Source organism: Enterobacter sp. BIDMC 30 (assembly GCF_000534355.1).
GTDB classification, from domain to species: Bacteria; Pseudomonadota; Gammaproteobacteria; order Enterobacterales; family Enterobacteriaceae; genus Enterobacter; species Enterobacter ludwigii.
In genome coordinates, this window is sequence record NZ_KI973169.1 from 3,286,675 (window position 1) to 3,305,339 (window position 18,665).

General features: G+C 49.2%; 15 protein-coding genes. All 15 read right to left on the minus strand.

Annotation, left to right across the window (positions count from 1 at the left end):
• Window position 1 precedes the first annotated feature (1 nt).
• Window positions 2–265, minus strand: coding sequence for a PAAR domain-containing protein (locus tag L466_RS23265; RefSeq protein WP_071993110.1), 264 nt, complete (start codon window positions 263–265; stop codon window positions 2–4).
• Between the two features lie 141 nt (window positions 266–406).
• The gene (locus L466_RS06825) at window positions 407–1,117 is read right to left on the minus strand and encodes a hypothetical protein (protein WP_050594881.1); all 711 of its coding nucleotides are present in this window, start codon (window positions 1,115–1,117) and stop codon (window positions 407–409) included.
• A gap of 309 nt (window positions 1,118–1,426) precedes the next feature.
• Window positions 1,427–1,903, minus strand: a complete 477-nt coding sequence (locus L466_RS06820; RefSeq protein ID WP_081750650.1) for a hypothetical protein — start codon at window positions 1,901–1,903, stop codon at window positions 1,427–1,429.
• An 83-nt stretch (window positions 1,904–1,986) separates the two neighbouring features.
• The gene (locus L466_RS23725; RefSeq protein WP_138613697.1) at window positions 1,987–2,382 is read right to left on the minus strand and encodes a lysozyme inhibitor LprI family protein; all 396 of its coding nucleotides are present in this window, start codon (window positions 2,380–2,382) and stop codon (window positions 1,987–1,989) included.
• Window position 2,383: 1 nt separating this feature from the next.
• Entirely contained in the window at window positions 2,384–3,256 is an 873-nt protein-coding gene (locus L466_RS23835; RefSeq protein WP_254695867.1) for a pesticin C-terminus-like muramidase, read from the minus strand.
• 6 nt (window positions 3,257–3,262) lie between these two features.
• Window positions 3,263–4,123, minus strand: coding sequence for a hypothetical protein (locus L466_RS06815; RefSeq protein WP_032681311.1), 861 nt, complete (start codon window positions 4,121–4,123; stop codon window positions 3,263–3,265).
• A complete protein-coding gene (locus L466_RS06810; RefSeq protein ID WP_032681312.1) occupies window positions 4,110–6,809 on the minus strand; it encodes a glycoside hydrolase family 19 protein in 2,700 nt (899 codons plus the stop codon). Before L466_RS06810 ends, L466_RS06815 begins: the two co-directional genes overlap by 14 nt.
• Before the next feature lie 15 nt (window positions 6,810–6,824).
• The gene (locus L466_RS06805) at window positions 6,825–9,182 is read right to left on the minus strand and encodes a type VI secretion system Vgr family protein (protein ID WP_032681313.1); all 2,358 of its coding nucleotides are present in this window, start codon (window positions 9,180–9,182) and stop codon (window positions 6,825–6,827) included.
• Window positions 9,179–11,851 carry a type VI secretion system ATPase TssH gene (tssH, locus tag L466_RS06800; RefSeq protein WP_032681314.1) on the minus strand — a complete coding sequence of 891 codons (2,673 nt, stop codon included), beginning with the start codon at window positions 11,849–11,851 and terminating at the stop codon, window positions 9,179–9,181. Before tssH ends, L466_RS06805 begins: the two co-directional genes overlap by 4 nt.
• Before the next feature lie 162 nt (window positions 11,852–12,013).
• Window positions 12,014–12,505, minus strand: coding sequence for an Hcp family type VI secretion system effector (locus tag L466_RS06795; RefSeq protein ID WP_001007312.1), 492 nt, complete (start codon window positions 12,503–12,505; stop codon window positions 12,014–12,016).
• Between the two features lie 2 nt (window positions 12,506–12,507).
• Window positions 12,508–14,187, minus strand: a complete 1,680-nt coding sequence (locus L466_RS06790; protein ID WP_032681315.1) for an OmpA family protein — start codon at window positions 14,185–14,187, stop codon at window positions 12,508–12,510.
• On the minus strand, window positions 14,187–14,876 hold the full coding sequence (gene tssL, locus L466_RS06785; protein WP_032681316.1) for a type VI secretion system protein TssL, short form: 690 nt from the start codon (window positions 14,874–14,876) through the stop codon (window positions 14,187–14,189). Before tssL ends, L466_RS06790 begins: the two co-directional genes overlap by 1 nt.
• Window positions 14,873–16,222: a type VI secretion system baseplate subunit TssK gene (gene tssK / locus L466_RS06780; RefSeq protein ID WP_025204525.1), complete on the minus strand. Its 1,350-nt coding sequence runs from the start codon at window positions 16,220–16,222 to the stop codon at window positions 14,873–14,875. The genes tssL and tssK overlap by 4 nt, the downstream gene beginning before the upstream one ends.
• Before the next feature lie 13 nt (window positions 16,223–16,235).
• Complete coding sequence (gene tssC / locus L466_RS06775) at window positions 16,236–17,783, minus strand: type VI secretion system contractile sheath large subunit (RefSeq protein ID WP_032681317.1); 1,548 nt, start codon at window positions 17,781–17,783, stop codon at window positions 16,236–16,238.
• A 33-nt stretch (window positions 17,784–17,816) separates the two neighbouring features.
• Entirely contained in the window at window positions 17,817–18,317 is a 501-nt protein-coding gene (tssB, locus tag L466_RS06770; RefSeq protein WP_032681318.1) for a type VI secretion system contractile sheath small subunit, read from the minus strand.
• Between the last annotated feature and the right edge of the window lie 348 nt (window positions 18,318–18,665).

The window sequence follows — 18,665 nt, forward strand, 5'->3', positions numbered from 1 at the left end:
CTCAGGCAACCTTAGCTGGTACAAAAGAACTGATCAATGTGCAACCGCAACCGCACTTGTGGCCGTGAAAGGCTACAGGGATCCCGTTATCAAGGTAATCCGGGTTACCTTCTATGATCGTTGTAAGACCATGACCTGGTATCGGGCAGGAAACCATGTCACCTTTACGCGCCACGCCAACCCCGCCAAATATCATTGTGGCAGAACAGGTCATGACTGAACCACCGTGAGTGGTTTGATCGCCTTTTCGGATAATCTGGAGCATTATTTAAGGTCTCATTGTTAGGTTGTATGTGATTTTTCGAAATTATTGAGTGGCCTGATCTCGAACAAATGATAAAATGCGAAATTTCTTTTTAATTAAGCGAAGGGGTGATAATTTTGCTGTCACTCCCTCGCTATAAAATCATTTGGCTATAGTATCGGACTTGATCCAAGTGATTAGGGGTATGTTTTTGTGATTAATGTAACCTACATTCACCCATTTCCTATCTGATGAGTACTGTATGATTTTTATTTTATCACCTGGGATCAGGTAATTTTTAGTTTGGCTGTTATTGTTCGGGGCGGAAAATAAATTTGCCCTTTCAGTAATTGATAATTCTTCTTTACGGGTGTGCAAAAATGATAATATTGCATCTAATGCAAGTTTTTTATTAATTTTATTCTCCCTTGCTAATTGTTGGTATTTATCTATATTTTCTATGGAGGGGGCATCACAACGGAGCAAGTTACTTGCACCTCTGGCATCAAGCGAAGAAAGTTTGTCTTTCATTTTAATAATTGAAGGCCGCATAGTATTGAAATCAAAAATATCAGCACCAACTTCTTCAGAACTGGCCAGTACATCTTTCCCTTCAGTCCAGGTATATCCGCATGCTTCTCCATCCCAGTCACTTACAATACAACCATTGCTCATATCAATAACACTACAATAAGCCCTTTCTGTATACTTCGACGTTCCATCTCCGAACTCAACAGTTCCACCTGAGACACTATTAACAATCAGGTATTTTCCTGAGGGTGAGACTTTTGAAGAGCCATCCTCAATGTAAAAACGGTCATCCCGACTGAGATCAGCAGAGTAATTTTTATTGGAAAAAAAATTTTGCCCCATGAATTATCCTCATAATGTTCACCATTTTTTTCTGTGAAAAAGTCAAACTCCCTTCAGTTGGAGAACTGATTACGACATCTGCATAGCTTACGGAAAAAAAACTGGTGAATAACACAATAAATATAGATATGCGATAAATCATAATTTAGCCTTTAATGAATTATAACGGAGTGTAGAATCGGTCATTCTTCTTGTTAGTTTGTACTCCTCCAGCCATTTAATTTCATTTGAAACACACTCACACTTACAGGTTTGAGGCGGGTGAGTTTATATTAAGCCCTGCAACAAAAAAATAGCATTTAAGGCGACTCATGGGAAAAAGCACCCATTTTTATTCACATAAGGAATGTCAACAATATAATCACTTACAATATCATCACTTCTGAATGAACTAGGTAAACAATCCCTTGATTGAATAATTCGTTTATTCTTTAGGATGTCAAATGACATCGTATATTCATTATTTTCAGAACCATCAATTACATTAATAACATAACTATATTTACCGCGCTTGAATCCATAATAAGTAACCCCCATTTCGTTATCTCTGGTGCGCCTTAGTTTATTCGCTTCGTTAAAAATAACATTTAGCTCTACTTTTCCATCTCTTTTAAAATTATAATTTATTTCTTTTGTAATATTATCAATGAAAAATAAAGCTTCTTTGACTCCTTCTCCAGGTAATGAGCAAGTGATAATATTAGTCACATTCTGCTTTGTTGCCATCGCACCTGCCGACAAAAAAAAGCAAAGCACTCCCGCTAAAAATACTATATATTTTCTCATTGAAATGCCGTTTCATATAATGAAAAAACCTCTTGCCGTTGGTGATTTCTTAAAATTACTCACGACTTTTTGCATAGCTAATCTTAATAAGGTAAGGATTGCATTTCCTTGATCCGTTGCTCATTAATGCGATAAATACATTTATTTACTAACGTTGCATTAGCTTGGGATCCTGAGTCAGCAAATAGTGACTCCATAGCGCACTGCTGATCTCTATATTTCAACCAACCCCTTTGTGCTGACAATAGTTTCGCCGAGTAACGTTCTGACAGATCTTTATCCGTTGAATAATTTTCAGCCATTCTTATTCTAAGTGCAGAATACTCATCATTAAGACGTTTTTCAGAGTGATTTTTTAATTTTGCATAACAAGAATCAATAGATTGAGTTTCACTTTTCGCAGAGCAGACATCGTCTGCTAATACTGAAACCGATACCAGCAATGACAAACCACACACTAACATTTTAATTAATGACATGTTACTGACCTCTTAAGTAATTTGCTCTATGACGCCCGTTCTCGTAACTGGAAATTGTTGCATTATTTTCTATATATGAAATAAACTCCTGCTGTCTATTATACATTCCAGCCCTCATGGGTCTTTCACCACTAAAACCCTGACATATAAAATCAACAAGTATGTCTTGGATTTTTTGCTCTAAACTATCCCATGGCAGAGCGCCAGGTGCTCCGTGAGTTTTATCTTTATAATTCCGTTTGGCTCTATCTACATAGGTTGGATATATCAATCCAAATAATTTATTTTGCTGCATCCTAGTAATTTCACCTATAGACTCTCGATTAGAAAGGACAAAATTCATTGCAGCACTTCCTTTCAAACCTGCGGCCATCGAAATTTTGTTGGCTTTATCTGAATCAATTCCTGATGCAACCATATCACTATACACCGAATCTTTACTTCTCCCCCCCATATCATACCCTCGACCAAGGGTCACACCTGAGAGATCATTTCCAGGCCAATGAATTCGGCGGCTGAAGTAGCGGTTTCCCGTAATATCATTACCTTCAGCATCGAAAGTAACTTGTCCCTTATCTACTTTGAGCCATTTCAGAGCCATTCCGTCTTCACTTTCACCCAAAGCATCTAAAAACACCACCGGATGCATATGCCAGACTTCTGGCCCCACTGCCACGCCCATCTCCGACACAATCTTCATCCACGTCATTTTATCCAGAAACGCTTCCAGATACGTTTTCCACAACGGCGCATCCGTGGTTAACGTATCCAGATAGGTCTTCCATAGTTGATCGTCCTTGCCGTAGTACCATTCACTGGCATGATTCGCAATCACACGGTACAGATAGTCACGGTAGAAAACATTGTGAATCACGTGAGTTTAGGCACCATATTTTTTAATCAAGTATTCTTTTATGGAGTTCGCATTTTTATATTTAAATGGAGATTCATTTGTATTACACCCTGATAAATTAGAATCTTTATCTAAGGTAGTATTCAGACGTAGATGCCCTGTTTCATCATATGTATATCCATATATTTTATAATAATCACCTTCGTCTATACCCCCTCCCCAGGAGACCAGACTAATAACATTCATTTCTGAACTAATATTCATAAAAAAAACGGTGCGAACCGAAGGCGACTTGTTGTCATGGTTTTTTATTGTATCGACAACACGTTCACCATCCGCATCTTCACGAATAAGATTTAAAGAATCATCTCTGATATATTTAATCACTGTATCATTAATACCTTTTAAAACAAAAGGCCCCTGCTGTATAGCTTCGAAGTTTACAATGTAGTCCTTTTTAGTTGTCGAATCATTTTTTAAATGACCGCCTGAACGTTTACAAACCGCACTATTTAAGCTGACTGGATCAACCCATTTTTTACTCATGCGACTATAGGATTTTGCAAAAACGATATTTAATTCTCCATCTAGCACATATATGTTATCAAATAACAAGGGCCCATCATTAGAGGATGAATCCATGTTTAATCTGACTCCATAAGCCTTTCCCCATTGACAAGAAAAAGTATAGTATTGTTTTATTTCAGCATTATTGGAATTACCTTCAAGCCCCACGTCTATTTTTTTACTTTTATTATCATTTTGCACTTGCAATAAAAAATATTTCACATCCTCAACTTGATCAGATGATGATAATTTGAAATCTGTTGCATGTGATAATTTTGTGGAAAAAACAAATATCAATGCCAATATTTTAAAATATCTCATCAAAAACACCCTCTTGCAGAAATCTTATTAAATTATTATGTCTATCCACATAGTGATTATCATGAAGATTAACAATTCGCGTTATTGAATCCGACACCGCTCTACCAACCCCATTATCAGCTCTACTGTATAAATTATTCTGAACCCAAAAGTACAAAGCAGACCTTGCCGCATAAACAGTTTCAACTAAAAAATCTGGATTGGTTTCAAAATCAATACTTTCACCCCAAACTCTTTCGTGATAATTTGTAAAAGATCTATAGTTATTCTTGAAGGTTAACTGTTTCATTCCTCTTCCACGATATCGCCATCCATCTCCACTTGCAATATCAGCATTCCCCTCTCGCCCACCATATGCCCTGTTCGCAATACTTTGTTTATTTGCTGCTTGCCTTCCCGGAATAAAGCCATCCGCTTGAGCATCTTGAGGGTGATTACGATAATATGCGAATTTATCTATAAGCACTTGTGGCCTGTAGTTAAAACCCTCATTCAAATTAAAAGCAGGCCCTACTTCTTGATATATTTGAGCGAAAAAATGATATAGTCTATTTTTAGTATTAATATTACACATATCAAATTTATTTGAAAATTCTTCAGCAACAACATCAAGGACAGAGTCAGAAACATTTCTCCGGTCAGACCAAATTCTCCTGAGCATCTCTCGTGTAATTTTGGTTTTCCCTTTCTTTATAGCGTTTAAAAATACAATTGGATGCATATGCCAGACTTCCGGCCCCAGCACCACACCCTTTTCCGACACTGCTTTCATCCACGTCATTTTATCCAGAAACGCTTCCAGATACGTTTTCCACAACGGCGCATCCGTGGTTAACGTATCCAGATAGGTCTTCCATAGTTGATCGTCCTTGCCGTAGTACCATTCACTGGCATGCTTTGCTATCACCCGGTACAGATGATCACGGTAGGAAACATTGTGAATCGCCTGAAGGTACTCCTGCTCCGAGTAATACCCATCCTGGTTACTGTCAATCAACTCCAGCAGGCGCTTGTAGTTGTACTTATTGAGTGCGTGGGTGGTCCGGGTTTCATCCTGTGCCGCTTTATACAACTGCTCCAGAATCCCCTTCACCACGTTATCCGGTTGTTTTATGCCATCAATCAGGTCAAAACTCTCCGGTGCCTTATTCAGCGTCACAAACCCGAGCTCGCCTAACGCATACTGCGACACTTTCTGAACACTGGTGGCAGATAGCCAGCCACCTTCCTGACGTATCTGAAAATAAGCCGCATCCCGGTTATTTGTCAGTGCGTTCCCCTCAGCATCGGCACCCGGCACTTTTGCAAGCGTAACAATACCCGATATCTTTGTTTTACGACTGCCCGCAACCATCCCCTGCTCACCCTTTTCAAACAACGGTGCATCGGCTTGCCACGTCAGATAAACCGGATTATCTTCCCCCCCCCTTCCTGGATTGGTGATGAATTTCTCCATATCATCCATGCTCAGGCATTCTATATGTACCTGGTAGCGCGAGCGTTTGCCATTTTCTTCCGGTAGCTGATAAAAACCCATATGCCCGAGACTGTCTCCGGCATTGATCGGTACAGGCTCTGAAGGTGCATACACATCATTAAAAACGGGTCCACTACCGGATGCTGCCGGTGCAACAGGCGTCAGACTGTCGCCGTCTGATACTAACCATACCCGGTCGCCCTTTTTCAACTTATCCTTATCCCGGCCCAGAGTGACCAGACTGAATGTTCTTGCTGCATCGCCTGGATTCTTACCTGGACGGATGACCTGCTGTGCGGTATTACCGGGCTCGTATGAAAGCGGAAAATCGGCTACCAGGCTGCCTGCATTTTTATATTGGAGAACATCGTCACTGCTCAGATAGTACGCCCAGTTTGTACGCGAAGTGCAGTTCACAACACCTTCTGACTCATTAGTGTAAGCCGGAGAACATTTTGCCCACCAGGACGGAACAGGCACCGATTCTGTTGCTTTCAGATACCCCTGGTCTGATACCGTCCAGATTCGGGTGCCTGCGGCAAGTGTTTCTCCTGCTGTATTCTTCGTCTCACGGGTAATGGTTACTTCGGTAAACTGACGCTGGTCGCTGCTGCGGGTCACAATAGTGTCACTCAGCGTGACTACGGTGTCTTTCCCCAGTTTTCCGGCTGCGCGCCCTGCCTGCAAATCTTCCGCACTGGAGTAATAGCGCTGAACGCCAGCCACTTTTCTGTCCGCCAGGCTGCCCTGTTGTTTATAAGCAGCATAAGGCGCCAGATTCATATACAGAGTGAAAAATGTCAGTCCGCTCTCTTCTGTATCACCCGGCTGGATATAATGTTTCACCAGCACAAAAGAGGTCGAAAGGAACAGTTTTTCACCGCGCCATTCAATCGCAGCACTCTCATAGTCCTTACTGACGCGCCAGGCAACTATCTCACCATCCGCCATACAACGAATAAATTGTTCCCCTTTATAGAGCTCGCGACAATATTCATTCTCAGCTCCACTGTCAGTACTCAGGGCGCACCAGGGAATAGTGGCATCAGTAATATGGATCCCCCCATGCCACATTCCCTGACTTCCCACCAGATACAATCCTGAGCTTTCCCCTCCGATCATCGATAACAACTCTTCCACAGAGGAAAAGGGATGACCATTTTTGTTTGAGGGCACGGGAAAGCTGATTTTGGGCATCTTTGCAGTCATAACTAACCTTCCTTGTTATTCACTCGTCCATTTGGCGGAGTTTTTAGTTGTGACCGTGACGTTCGTCACTTTAAAGTCCGGTGTATCCATCTGCTGGCTGGCACCGGTCCCCGGCACCAGGTAACTAGCCACTTTCATTATCATCATCCCTTCAGAGCCATGCTCAATACCGTTCTTATTCAGGCGCAGATAAGAACCACCACCGTTAAGCGTCAGTGTTTCAGGCGTGCTGATAATAATTTCGTCTTCACTACTGGTCACCGTCAGCTGCTTTTCAGAAAACAGGGCCATCGTGTTGTGCTGAGCCTGAATCTCGATGTCACCCTGGTTGGCAACCAGCTTCGCCCCGTCTTTATGCACAAACAGACCAAGCGCTTTTTCAACGCTCACGGACAAATTTTTCATCGCACCGACATCAAGATGCTGCCCTGCATTGATCATGGTATTGCGGGTACTGCTGAGCTGAAGGTGTTCACCTGAGGTAAATGCCACGCCCTGTGGAGCACTCCCCAGCAGGACCGCAGACTGGAGGTCTTTGATTTTGTCGGTTACGAGGCTAATCTGGGTGCTGATGTCGGATACCAGGGCACCGGCTGCTTCAGCGGCGCTGTTCAGGGCCTGCATCTGGCTGTTGGCCTGGTTAATCTGACTTATCGCAGGTGCCATTTCCAGCACCGGCCCCTGGGCTTTGGACTGCGCATCCGCCGTCAGGAACAGCCCTTTTGCCGCACGTACAGCGCCATGTTCATCCGTTCGCAGTTCAAAACCGGCCCCGCGCTTTTCACGCTGGCTGTTGACCAGGTGTCCCATGTTCAGCTGCGTTTTGCCGTATTCCGTCGCGAGCTTGATATGCTCTTCCTGGCGCTTATCCTCCATCCGCAGCTTATTGTTCGCCGGAGTGCGCCAGACGTTCCGCGTATGATTGTCACTGGTGACGTGGTCCGGATGTTCTGAATCATGCAGGGCATAAGCAATGTAGGGACGATCCGGGTCTCCGCCGTCAAATACGATGGCCACTTCCGTTCCGTCGATAAGCGGGAAGTGGAATCCGTAGGTATCACCGGCATAGGGTTTTGCCAGCCGAAGCCACAAATAGGCATAGCCCTGTTCCGGACTGTTGCGGTCGAAGTCCAGTTTCACCCGGTAGCGCCCTTCCGGGTCGAGCCAGGAGTAGGTATCGCCTTTCTGAGTGCTTTCCACTCGGGCCGGAAGCGAGCCGGATATGACCGGGCGATTAAGTAATGCCGGACGCCAGCAGACGGTTTCGCTGTAGGGGATGCCCTCAAACGTCAGCGTAAAGCTACTTTTGCGTGAACCGCTGGTGCGTACCGTGGTGATGACGATACCGCCTTTTACGGCATCGGGTAATGAGCCGTCCGTTTCCAGTACCTGACCCGGTGCCAGATGAGGGCTGGAGGAATGACCTTTGACGTGATACTGCGCGTTCAGAATGCGTTCGTGACGCAGACGGGCGAAGTATGCCCCGGTATCTGTACTTTCAGCGTCACCTGCTGTCAGGAAGGGTTCCGCGTAATGATACGTTTCCCCGGTGGTGATCCCCTCTTTGCTGAAAATACTTTCGGCGCTGTCCTGAGGCGTCAGTGCATCACGGTAGTTGTAGTCACGGGTGGCCACACTTCCGCTTACCACGTTATATGCGGTCTGAATATCCCAGATGCTCTCCTGCCCGCTGTCACTCATCCCGGCCTGGTTGCGTAATGGCAGCGTGACACCAAATTCATATTGCTGCTGGCTGTCCTGAAAAATCACCACGTCCTGCTCAAGACGGCTGTCCATTTCATAGCGCCAGTAAATGCCCACCTCCGCCAGCAGGCGCTGGATAAATGCCAGATCGGTTTCCCGCCACTGGGTAATGAGTTCGCGGGCCGGATAGTCACGAGACAGATGGAACTCAAAATCAGGACCTTCAAGTCCGTGCTTACGCAATACCCGTTCAACCACTTCTGTAACTGACTGATTGAGGTAGATTTCGCTCCCTTTTGTATAGTCCAGAAGGGCGATACGGGGAACGATCGTCAGTGCATAACGGGTCTCATCATTCGAGGTGGACACGCGCCGAAATGACTTAACCACGCCGAATATCGTCCGGACCGGCAGCGCTGGTGTCCCGTCAAACACGGGTGTCTGGAAAGTAAATGACGCCGGTTTCAGCAGTAACGTGTCGCAGGCGATATCCCCAGAGGTGCAGGTCACCGCCACGTCATACTGCCAGGGCTGGCTGAGTGACTCCACCGCACTGAAGCTCACCACATCCAGAAACTCAGTGCAGCCATGCACGTCAACGCGGTAGCGTGACTGGCCCAGCAGTTGTTGTATCTGGCTGTTTGCCTTGCTTATTAAAGAATCGGTCATGACGCCACCACTTCTGTATTTTCATCGAAGGCCAGCACAATGCCCTCTTCATCATCCCAGGTTAGCTGTAGCGAGGAAGGCTTTTGTTTTGCTGCCATATGGCTTAGTAACTGCTGGCTCAGAACCGGCAGAATCTGCTGATTAAGCAGGCTGTCCACGTTGCGGGCACCGGTATCCGGCAGCAGACAGGCAGTCGTCAGGGTGTCGATGAGGCTTTCGCCAATGTGAGTGGAAATGCCATAGTGACGTTGCAGCCGCGTGCTCACCTGTGCCAGTTTCATGTCGACGATGGTACGCATGGCATCTATTGCCAGCGGGCGGTATATCACCGTCTGGAAGCGAGCCAGCAGCGCTGGCTGGAAGTGATCGCGCAGGATCGGACGTAACAACTCGTGCAGATCGCTCTCAGTGGCTTCTGGTTGTTCTTCCAGCAACTGCATCAGCGGGTCACTGCCCAGATTGGACGTCATCAGGATCACGGTATTGCGGAAATCAATTTCACGCCCTTCCCCGTCGCGCATAAAGCCCCGGTCAAACACCTGATAGAACAGGTTCATCACATCCCGGTGTGCTTTCTCCACTTCATCCAGCAGCACCACGCTGTAGGGCCGCTTACGCACAGCCTCGGTGAGAATGCCGCCCTGGCCGTATCCTACATACCCCGGTGGAGAGCCTTTCAGTTGCGAAACGGTGTGCGACTCCTGGTATTCCGACAGGTTGATAGTAATGAGCGATTTTTCACCGCCATACATAACGTCAGCCAGCGCCAGTGCGGTTTCTGTTTTACCCACTCCGCTTGGACCCACCAGTAAAAACACACCCTGCGGACCGTTTTCCGGCGTCAGTCCGGTTTTTGACGCTCTCAGGCGCTGGGCAATGGCATTCAGTGCAGGACTCTGGCCAACTACACGGGTTGCCAGCTGTTCTTCAAGCGTCAGTAATTCGGTTTGCTCGTCCTTCATCAGCGACGAGAGAGGAACCCCTGTCCAGTCGGCGATCACGGTCGCGACGGTGCGGACATCAACATCCAGACCCAGCAGTGGACTGTTATTCTGAATCTGAGAAAGCTCGTGCTGAAGGGCGGAGAGTTCCTCCTGGCGGCTAATGTCTTCACGGCAGGCTTTCAGCGAGTCGGTGAGCTGCTTCTCGGTCTCATACTGTGACTGAAGGGCCATTTTTTGCTGACTGAGCGCCTGGGTCCGTTGTTCAATCTGCGGCAGACGACTGGCATCAACACTGTTACCCAGCGAAATATCTTCCAGTAACTCCTGCTGCTCCATGCCAAGCGCAGTCAGTTCAGCCTGCAACCGGGTAAGCTGTTCCGGCAGCGTGTCCAGGCTCATCCGCACCCGGGCCGCTGCGGTATCCAGCAGGTCCACTGCTTTATCTGGCAACTGGCGTCCGGTCAGATAACGACGGGACAACGTCACCGCTGCGCGGACGGCATCGCCGGTAATATGTACACCGTGGTGTTCGGCATAGCGTGATTTCAGGCCACGCAGCATCAGGCAGGCGGTGTCATCATCGGGCTCATCAACCTTGACCATCTGGAAGCGGCGCTCCAGGGCTGCGTCACGTTCGAAATACTGCTTGTACTCACTCCAGGTGGTGGCCGCAATGGTTCGCAGTTCGCCGCGAGCCAGAGCCGGTTTCAGCAGGTTGGCTGCATCTGCCCCGCCCGCCTGATTACCGGCACCAATGATGGTGTGTGCTTCATCGATAAAGAGCAGCACCGGCACCGGGGAGTGCTGGACGGCGTCGATGATATTCTTCAGTCGCTGCTCAAATTCACCCTTTACACCTGCTCCCGCCTGAAGCAAGCCCAGATCCAGGGTCCTGACGATGACAGGCTTAAGACTTTCGGGCACATTACCTTCAGCGATACGCAGCGCCAGTCCTTCAACCAGGGCCGTTTTACCCACGCCGGGTTCACCGACCAGGATCGGGTTGTTCTTACGGCGTCTGGAGAGAATGTCCACCATCTGACGGATTTCGTTATCGCGTCCAAAGACCGGGTCAATCTTTCCTTCCCGGGCACGGGCGGTCACATCGACCGTAAAGCGATTAAGAACGGACTCTTCCTGTGAAACGGCAGGCTGCGCACTTCCTCCTTCAGCCTGGTGTTGTGCTTCATGCTGTAACGGTGCGGCCCGCCCAATAATGCTGACATTGCAAGGCTTCTCACTGAGCGCAACGTCATGCCGCTCATCCGACTGGGCTTCCAGCAAGGGACGTAACCTTTCCAGCTGGCTGGTGGTCAGCGTCATCAAAGGCCAGAGGCCATCACAGCGTGTCAGCCCGGACGTTTCAACCATGGCCGCGAGCAAATGTACGCTGCGGATCTGCTCATCTCCGGCAAGCGTGGCGGCAAGCCAGGCCTGTTTCAGCAGGGTCTGGAGAGACGCTGAGAGCTCCGGTCGGGTGCGGACAGAACGTGGCTGTGCATCCAGCCAGCTCAGGAGTGACTGCCAGACGGTATCCATATCCCATTCATAACGGCGGGCGAGAACGGTCAGATCACCTTCGCCCTGCTCCAGTAATTTTAACAACCAGTGCTCAGGTGTGATTTCTGCATGCGCACGGGTCTGGCATAAAGAGGCTGCACCTTCCAGCGCTCTGGCGCAGTAAGGGTTAAGTCGTCGTAACAGGACTGCTGAATGATGTTCCATGTCGTTCCCTCGTGTTCAGGCACGCTACCGCCCCTGGCCGTCAACCGATGCCCATAAGGTTCATGCCGATAAATGGTGAAACTGCTCTGCAAAGCGTCCGTCTGGCAGGCGCTGTGCGGAACAAAATAAAAGGCGGACAGAGGGAAACTGTCCGCCTGGTTTTTACGCGGTGGTTCTTTCGTTCCAGGAATCGGAATGAATGATGTTGCCGTCTTTGTAGGTCCAGGTGATTTTTTCGTAGCGCAGCTCGATCTGCTCAAGGTGGTTATGCTTCTCGAAGGAAGCATCCTTGATGTCGTGCATTTTTGGTGCAACTTTCACCAGCTTGACGTTTTCCAGTTTGGTGTTGAAATACTCAACTTCCTGACCGGCATCGTTGATCTTGTACCACTTGAACTCAGCAGACTTCAGGGTCTGGCCCGTGGTCACGGCTTTGTACAGATACGGGCTGGAAGAGTCGATTTCCTTGGTAAACAGGAATGGCGTGTGAATGCGGGTTCCGGTCAGCTTTCCAGTGTTGTTATCAGTCGGGATATACAGTGTGTGTTCCTGAGCAACAACTTCGATGCTTCCTTCGCGATCTTTCACATCTACAGAGCCCTTAATGTCAGCGCCGCCATCGTCTTTCAGCCACAGATAAACTGGGATTGCCATGTTTACTTCTCCATTTCTTGAGTTGAAACGTCACGTACATCCTGTGACGCATGTTTTGAGCCTGGCAGACGACAGGCGTCAGCCTGCGGTACCAGACTGATCTCGACACGCCGGTTATGCGCACGGCCATCAGGCGTATCGTTTGAAGCAATCGGTCGGCTGTTGCCGTAGCCCTGAACGGCAAAGCAACTCTCCGGGACGTCCCCGGTATCACGCATCCAGTTACGGACGGCTTCAGCGCGTTGTAAAGACAAGGTCTGATTGAGCTGTATGCTACCGGTATTGTCTGTGTGGCCGCTGACCACGATCAGCCAGCCCGGTTTGGCTTTGATCCCCACCAGCGCGTTGACGAGTATTTTGGTTGACCCCTCTTTGAGCGCTGATTTGCCGGAATCGAAAAGCGACATGCTATCGAGACGAACTATTTTCGGGACCGGTTTTGGTTCAGGGGCAGGTGGAGGTGTCCAGGTATCTATGGCCTGCTGCAAGGCCAGCCACAGGCGTTGTCCCGGGTAATAGCCCAGGCTGTAACGTAAAGGCTCTCCCTGCCGTTGCCAGCGTTCAAGCAGGAGTGCATCCTGTTTCAGAGCAGCCAGCGAGTCCGCTTTAGGACGGTAGTGATTCATCGGGATCGCGTTCCAGCGCTGTAAATCGGCACTCACCTGACGGATGAGGTCACGATTATTGAGCGCGGAAATACCCAATGCGGTCAGCGCGCACAGCCACATCAGCAGCACCAGGCGGCGGGTACGCTGCCCCCCCTGAACGGTTGATGCAAAAGGTGCCAGAAGTGGCAGAACGGCATCCGGGAAAAGGGTTGCCAGAACTGACTGACCGGGCTGGAGGGAAAACTGCAAGCAGGTCCGGGCACAAAGCCAGGTGGACCAGACTGACTGAGCCTCAGGATTGACCACGCCGAGGCGCATGGCCACGGAAAAAACACGTACAGGCGGCGTTAGCCGGTCCGGTTTCTCCAGCTCATCAGTCAGCGTATTACGGATAAAGGAAAATGCCTGGCTGACAGTTGGCAGTAGCAGGATATTGTCTTCCGCCTGCTGCCAGTCAATAAACGCCTGAGGCGAATCATTAACCGGACAGACTATCGGCTTGTCACCGCGAACGATGATCCACGGCGTTTCGGGCCCGGAAAATTCGGCATTCACCACCACCGGCAGTGTGAAACCCGTCAGGGATTTAATTTGTTTACACTGCTGGCGGAGCGTTTTCAGTGTGGAGCGCAGTACCGCTTCATCCTGATGTTCATCTGGCAGGCAGCGATACATCACCGAAAGCTGACCAACCTGCCGAGGGAATTGTTTCTGTATGCTGCGGACAACGTCAGTTAACCGGCTGACGTCACCGGCCCGAAGCCACCATCCCTGGGCTGTTTTACGCAGAGGGCCTCCCTGGAACAACGCTTCCAGCATGTCACCACACACCAGTACAACGGGGCTCTGGGTGTCGAGTAATGGCAGTTCAGCAGCCGGGAGGGTAACGTCAGATGTGTGCTCTTCACTCAGACAGTTTTTAAAAACAGTCCAGCCTGCCAGAAGGAGGATCAGCAGAGTGGCCAGGCCTTTAAAAACGGTGCCTGTCGGGATGAAATACCACAGCAACCACAGCAACGTGGCAACGGCTACCAGGGCGTGGAGGACGACCGGAATGATGACTGTTCTACGCATTAGCCATGCAGCTCCGGTATTTGTGCCGACAACAGTGACTGGAGCCAGAGGTGACCACCCCACCAGATAACGCCGGTAAGAATGACGGCGAGCGCTATCCAGAACCAGACTGAGCGCATCAGACTCCAGCGATGTTTCCCCATCCGGTGAACAACCAGAGACAGGTCTGCATCAGGCGGAGAAACCCGTTCAGAAAGGGCTTTCACTACCTCATCACGCTCCGACTGGCTGACCGTTTTCAGGCTGTATAACCCCTGAAAACCCAGCGCTATCACACGGTGATAGCAGGTTAAAACGGCCGGGTTAGGTGAGGGCTGACGCAGAACCTCTGCAATCCGATCCCACAACGCTTCGCCTGCCCGGAATGAGCCAAAAAAACGGGCCTGAAGCGGCGCTTTACGCCAGGCCACCTGGCCTTCATCAACTTTCGGCTCCTCTCCTTCCTCGCCTTTTTCAGACTTACGGCTCATCACCGTTTCGTCCAGCAAGGCACATTGTGCGTAGGAAATATGCTCCACACTGGCTTCGTCATAGCCGGCACGCTCCAGCGCTTCCCGCACACTTTGAACCTGTTTAACGCATTTGTTGTAAAGCGCAGTGCCATTAAGCGTAACGGCACCTTTTTTAAGCATAGTGACGGTAAGCCAGGTCTCCGCCATCAGTTGGTCGATGTCGATATCCTGTCTCATGAGCGCAATACCGCGAACAGTTCAAGTTCAAGAGCACCAAGCAACTCAGGCACATAGAACATGCATACGCCCTGCTCCTGCATTTCATGCGCAGCGGGGCTTTCCATATCGAGTGCGAAGTACTGGTTTTCCATGCGTACAGGCAACGCTGCCGGGACCCTGCTCACCGGGATCAACGGGATACCCTTAAGTGCCGCACCATAGATCTCGCTAACATCATCAGGTGAACCTGCCTGACAGAGTGCAGGGAATTTCTCGGCGACCTGCCAGGCCGGGATATCGGAGCGCACAGAGAGCCAGAGGTCGGCCTCTTCACGCAGGCGGATATCGTGGAGGTTGGCTTTCCATGTCTGTCCGTCCGGGCGGGACATTTCCAGGGCAATGACCCGGGATGGCAGACTGGCCTCCAGCAAACCCGTGATCAGGTCAAACAGCGGAGGAAACGCATTGGCCGGTTCCTCGTGGTCATAACCCGGAATGGCGTCAAGATCATGATTCAGGGAAAAGGTCAGCATACTGCCTGCCAGACGTGCAAGCTCCGCCCACACCTGTTCAGGTGGCCGGGAAGGAAAACGTTCGTATTCTGTCAGCACTCTGGCGTGAGAATTCAGTGCATTCAGCAACCAGAAAAGGGAAACATCGGCGACGGCAAAATCGGCGAGCCTTTCGTTGCTTTCACGACGCATCGTCATCAGACGCTGGCGCCGGGAGCGTAACTGACGATTGAGTAGCACCAGACGTTCGCGAAGGACAGGGCTTGCGGCAAAAGACGCAACGGGCGGAATAAAGGACGGATCCAGTCGCCATGCATTTTGTCCATCACGGATCAGTCTGGCCACCGGGCACACTTTCCAGGAATCATTGCTTTCATGGGCAAACCGGATGGTGAAATTATACCGGGCAACGGCTATGGATTCTTCTTCGGACCCGAAGGCATCCTGCAACGTCACCCATTCCTCGCGATAGCGGAGCGGGCGGTCTGCGGTAACACCTTCCTGTTCTACGTTGGCAATACCCGGCTGCATGTGAGGCAGTGCGATGACAACGGTTACGGAATCGAGACCTGCCAGCTGGCTGGCATCTAACTCCCGTGGACGTGGAGGCAGATCGCTCCTTTGAGCATCAATCAGCGATCCATCGTCCAGCCAGAGGCGTAGCTGCGTAATCTGGATCAGACCAGACGGAAGAAGGCTGTCATTAAACTCAATCTTTTCTACCCCCCAGGGGAATGGGGATGCTAGCGCAGATGCACCGGCACCGCGAAAAGACTCCCATTCAGCCTGCTGCTGGAACTGTTGAGGGGACAGTAAAGCCCCCTCGTTCCACAGTGGACGATATATTTTCATCCCTGCTCCTGCCCTATGCTTTAGCTTTCGGCATCTGGGATACCAGTGACAGATTGACGTCCATCCCTTCCACCTGGAAGTGCGGTACGGCGTACAGCTTCACGCGGAAGAAACCCGGGTTGTCCTCAATATCTTCTACCACCACTTTCGCATCACGCAGCGGGTGAGACGCCTGTAATTCATCACCCGGATCGGTCATTTCCGTCACCAGACTGCGAACCCAAGTGTTCAGCTCCAGCTCCAGAAGACGACGATCCTTAGTGGTGCCGATGTTTTCGCGCTGAATGAGCTTCAGGTAGTGCGCGATACGCGACAGCAGGAAGATGTAAGGCAGACGGGCGTTGATGCGGCTGTTGGCAGTAGCATCAGCGGTGTCATACGTGGCCGGCTTCTGCGTGGAGTTCGCCGAGAAGAAACAGCTGTAATCGCGATTCTTGTAGTAGGAAAGTGGAATGAAGCCCAGATTCGCGAACTCAAATTCGCGGGTTTCCGGGATCATCACTTCAGACGGGATTTTTACCTGATTGCCGGTACCGAGGTCGTACAGATGAATAGGCAGGTCCTGAACGGCGCCACCGGCCTGCGGGCCACGAATTTGTACACACCAGCCGTTGTTAATGAAGCTGCGTACCATGTTGGATGCAAAGGCAAACGAGGCGTTGGTCCACAGGTATTTGTCATGATCCGGACCTTTCACTTCTTCGACGTAGTTGAAGCTACGCACAGGTACGGTATCCGGACCATAAGGCAGGCGCCCCAGTACACGCGGCATAACCAGACCGATATAGCGGGAATCATCCGTCTCGCGGAAGGATTTCCACTTGATGTACTCAGCGCGGTCAAAGTAATTACCGATATCTTTAATGGCCGCCACGTCCTCCATATTGTCTTTCAGGAAGAATTTCGGGCCGGCAGAACCGATAAACGGCATATGTGCAGCAGCAGACACTTTAGAGATGTTGCGCAGCAGGGCTACATCCTGCGCAGACGCATCAAATTCGTAAGCAGAAATCAGCGCAGCAATCGGCTCGCCACCCGGGGTATCATACTCATCAATATATGTATGTTTATACAGCCCACTTTGGACGATTTCCGGGCAGTCTTCAAAGTCCTGACGCAGGTCTTCTTTAGACATATCCAGGAGTTCAACTTTCACGTTCTGGCGAAAATCGGTTTTGTCGACAAGAGATTTCACACCGCGCCACAGACTTTCTACCGCCTGAAAGCCTTCATGATGCATAACAGCATCAAGCTGACGGCTGATCTGGTAATCCAGTTCCGCGATATGGTGGTCAATCAGGTTTTTGTCGAGTTTCTCAACTTTTGAGCCCGCTTTTGTCAGACATTCCAGGAACACCTTCATGCCGGCAGTTAAACGTTCGTCTGCTGTTGCATCCGACATCGCCTGTGCATCCTGCCAGATATCAAGCGCACTTAGCTCAGAGACAGGGTTAAGATTGATTTTTTCAAACAGGGACGCATATACCCCGCCTGCTGCAGGACGTTCAAGCACTACACTCTCGTTACCCGCGGCATTCTCATTTTTTACAGACATCAACATATTCCTTATTAATCCGTTAAAAGCATATGGCCGTTATGGCTGTTTCGGAGCCAGGGCTGAGAGTTCGGCTCTAAGTTCTGCACTTAATGCAGGATCGAGAAGAATTTTTTCCAGCTCTTTTCGGAAAGCCTGGTTATCAAGCAGGTTTGCTTTTAAATCGCGAAGCAAGTTGCGCATGGAGAGCATGGCCTTCAGCTGAGGTATTTGCCGCGAAACCTGCTCCGGAGAGAAATCATTAATACTCTGGAATGTCAGATTGATGTTGTCTTCACTGCCATCACCAGCAAGCGTGTTTTTAACGGTAATATTTACGATTGGGGAATATTCGGAAAGTACAGAGTCAAAGTTGTTTTTATTCAGATTAACTTTTTTGCGCTCCGATAGTGATGCAGTCTCCTGACCATTACTGAAGTCTCCCGCCACCAGTAATTTCAGGGGGAGCTCAGTTTTCTTGCTCGCTCCGCCCGTATGCAAATCAAGCTTTAAATTAATACGTGCCTTGGGTATTTCGGACTGAAAAGAAGAGTTAGACATGGCTATCCCTGTTTTATGGAGTTATAAAAACGGTCAATGCCAGTGAGAAATTAATAAGAAAGGCAAACCCAGCCAGAACAACTTCCAGGCTCACGTCATCGGACGAAAATCAAAACCCCGGAATTTAAAGCGGGCACATTCCATTCACCAGCATATCGACATTGTGTTTTTGAGTATTTGTCTGAAATGAAAAAATTTCGGATAAGACCCAATAGCCGGAGTGTAGGAACGTTCCCCACCCGATCGGAAATCAAAAAATGTAACAAAATGTTTCCCATAGAAATCCTGATAGCCAAAGATCATCCTTCTGATTTATAAGAATTTTCTTGCATCCCCCTTTAACCCTTA

What these genes read in the sequence shown, in the direction of transcription:
- L466_RS06805 (WP_032681313.1), bottom strand. Translation starts at nt 9,182, where the DNA reads ATGACCGATTCTTTAATAAGCAAGGCAAACAGCCAGATACAACAACTG.
- L466_RS06820 (WP_081750650.1), bottom strand. Translation starts at nt 1,903, where the DNA reads ATGAGAAAATATATAGTATTTTTAGCGGGAGTGCTTTGCTTTTTTTTG.
- L466_RS23725 (WP_138613697.1), bottom strand. Translation starts at nt 2,382, where the DNA reads ATGTCATTAATTAAAATGTTAGTGTGTGGTTTGTCATTGCTGGTATCG.
- L466_RS23265 (WP_071993110.1), bottom strand. Translation starts at nt 265, where the DNA reads ATGCTCCAGATTATCCGAAAAGGCGATCAAACCACTCACGGTGGTTCA.
- tssH (WP_032681314.1), bottom strand. Translation starts at nt 11,851, where the DNA reads ATGGAACATCATTCAGCAGTCCTGTTACGACGACTTAACCCTTACTGC.
- L466_RS06795 (WP_001007312.1), bottom strand. Translation starts at nt 12,505, where the DNA reads ATGGCAATCCCAGTTTATCTGTGGCTGAAAGACGATGGCGGCGCTGAC.
- L466_RS06825 (WP_050594881.1), bottom strand. Translation starts at nt 1,117, where the DNA reads ATGGGGCAAAATTTTTTTTCCAATAAAAATTACTCTGCTGATCTCAGT.
- tssK (WP_025204525.1), bottom strand. Translation starts at nt 16,222, where the DNA reads ATGAAAATATATCGTCCACTGTGGAACGAGGGGGCTTTACTGTCCCCT.
- tssB (WP_032681318.1), bottom strand. Translation starts at nt 18,317, where the DNA reads ATGTCTAACTCTTCTTTTCAGTCCGAAATACCCAAGGCACGTATTAAT.
- tssL (WP_032681316.1), bottom strand. Translation starts at nt 14,876, where the DNA reads ATGAGACAGGATATCGACATCGACCAACTGATGGCGGAGACCTGGCTT.
- L466_RS06815 (WP_032681311.1), bottom strand. Translation starts at nt 4,123, where the DNA reads ATGAGATATTTTAAAATATTGGCATTGATATTTGTTTTTTCCACAAAA.
- L466_RS06810 (WP_032681312.1), bottom strand. Translation starts at nt 6,809, where the DNA reads ATGACTGCAAAGATGCCCAAAATCAGCTTTCCCGTGCCCTCAAACAAA.
- tssC (WP_032681317.1), bottom strand. Translation starts at nt 17,783, where the DNA reads ATGTTGATGTCTGTAAAAAATGAGAATGCCGCGGGTAACGAGAGTGTA.
- L466_RS06790 (WP_032681315.1), bottom strand. Translation starts at nt 14,187, where the DNA reads ATGCGTAGAACAGTCATCATTCCGGTCGTCCTCCACGCCCTGGTAGCC.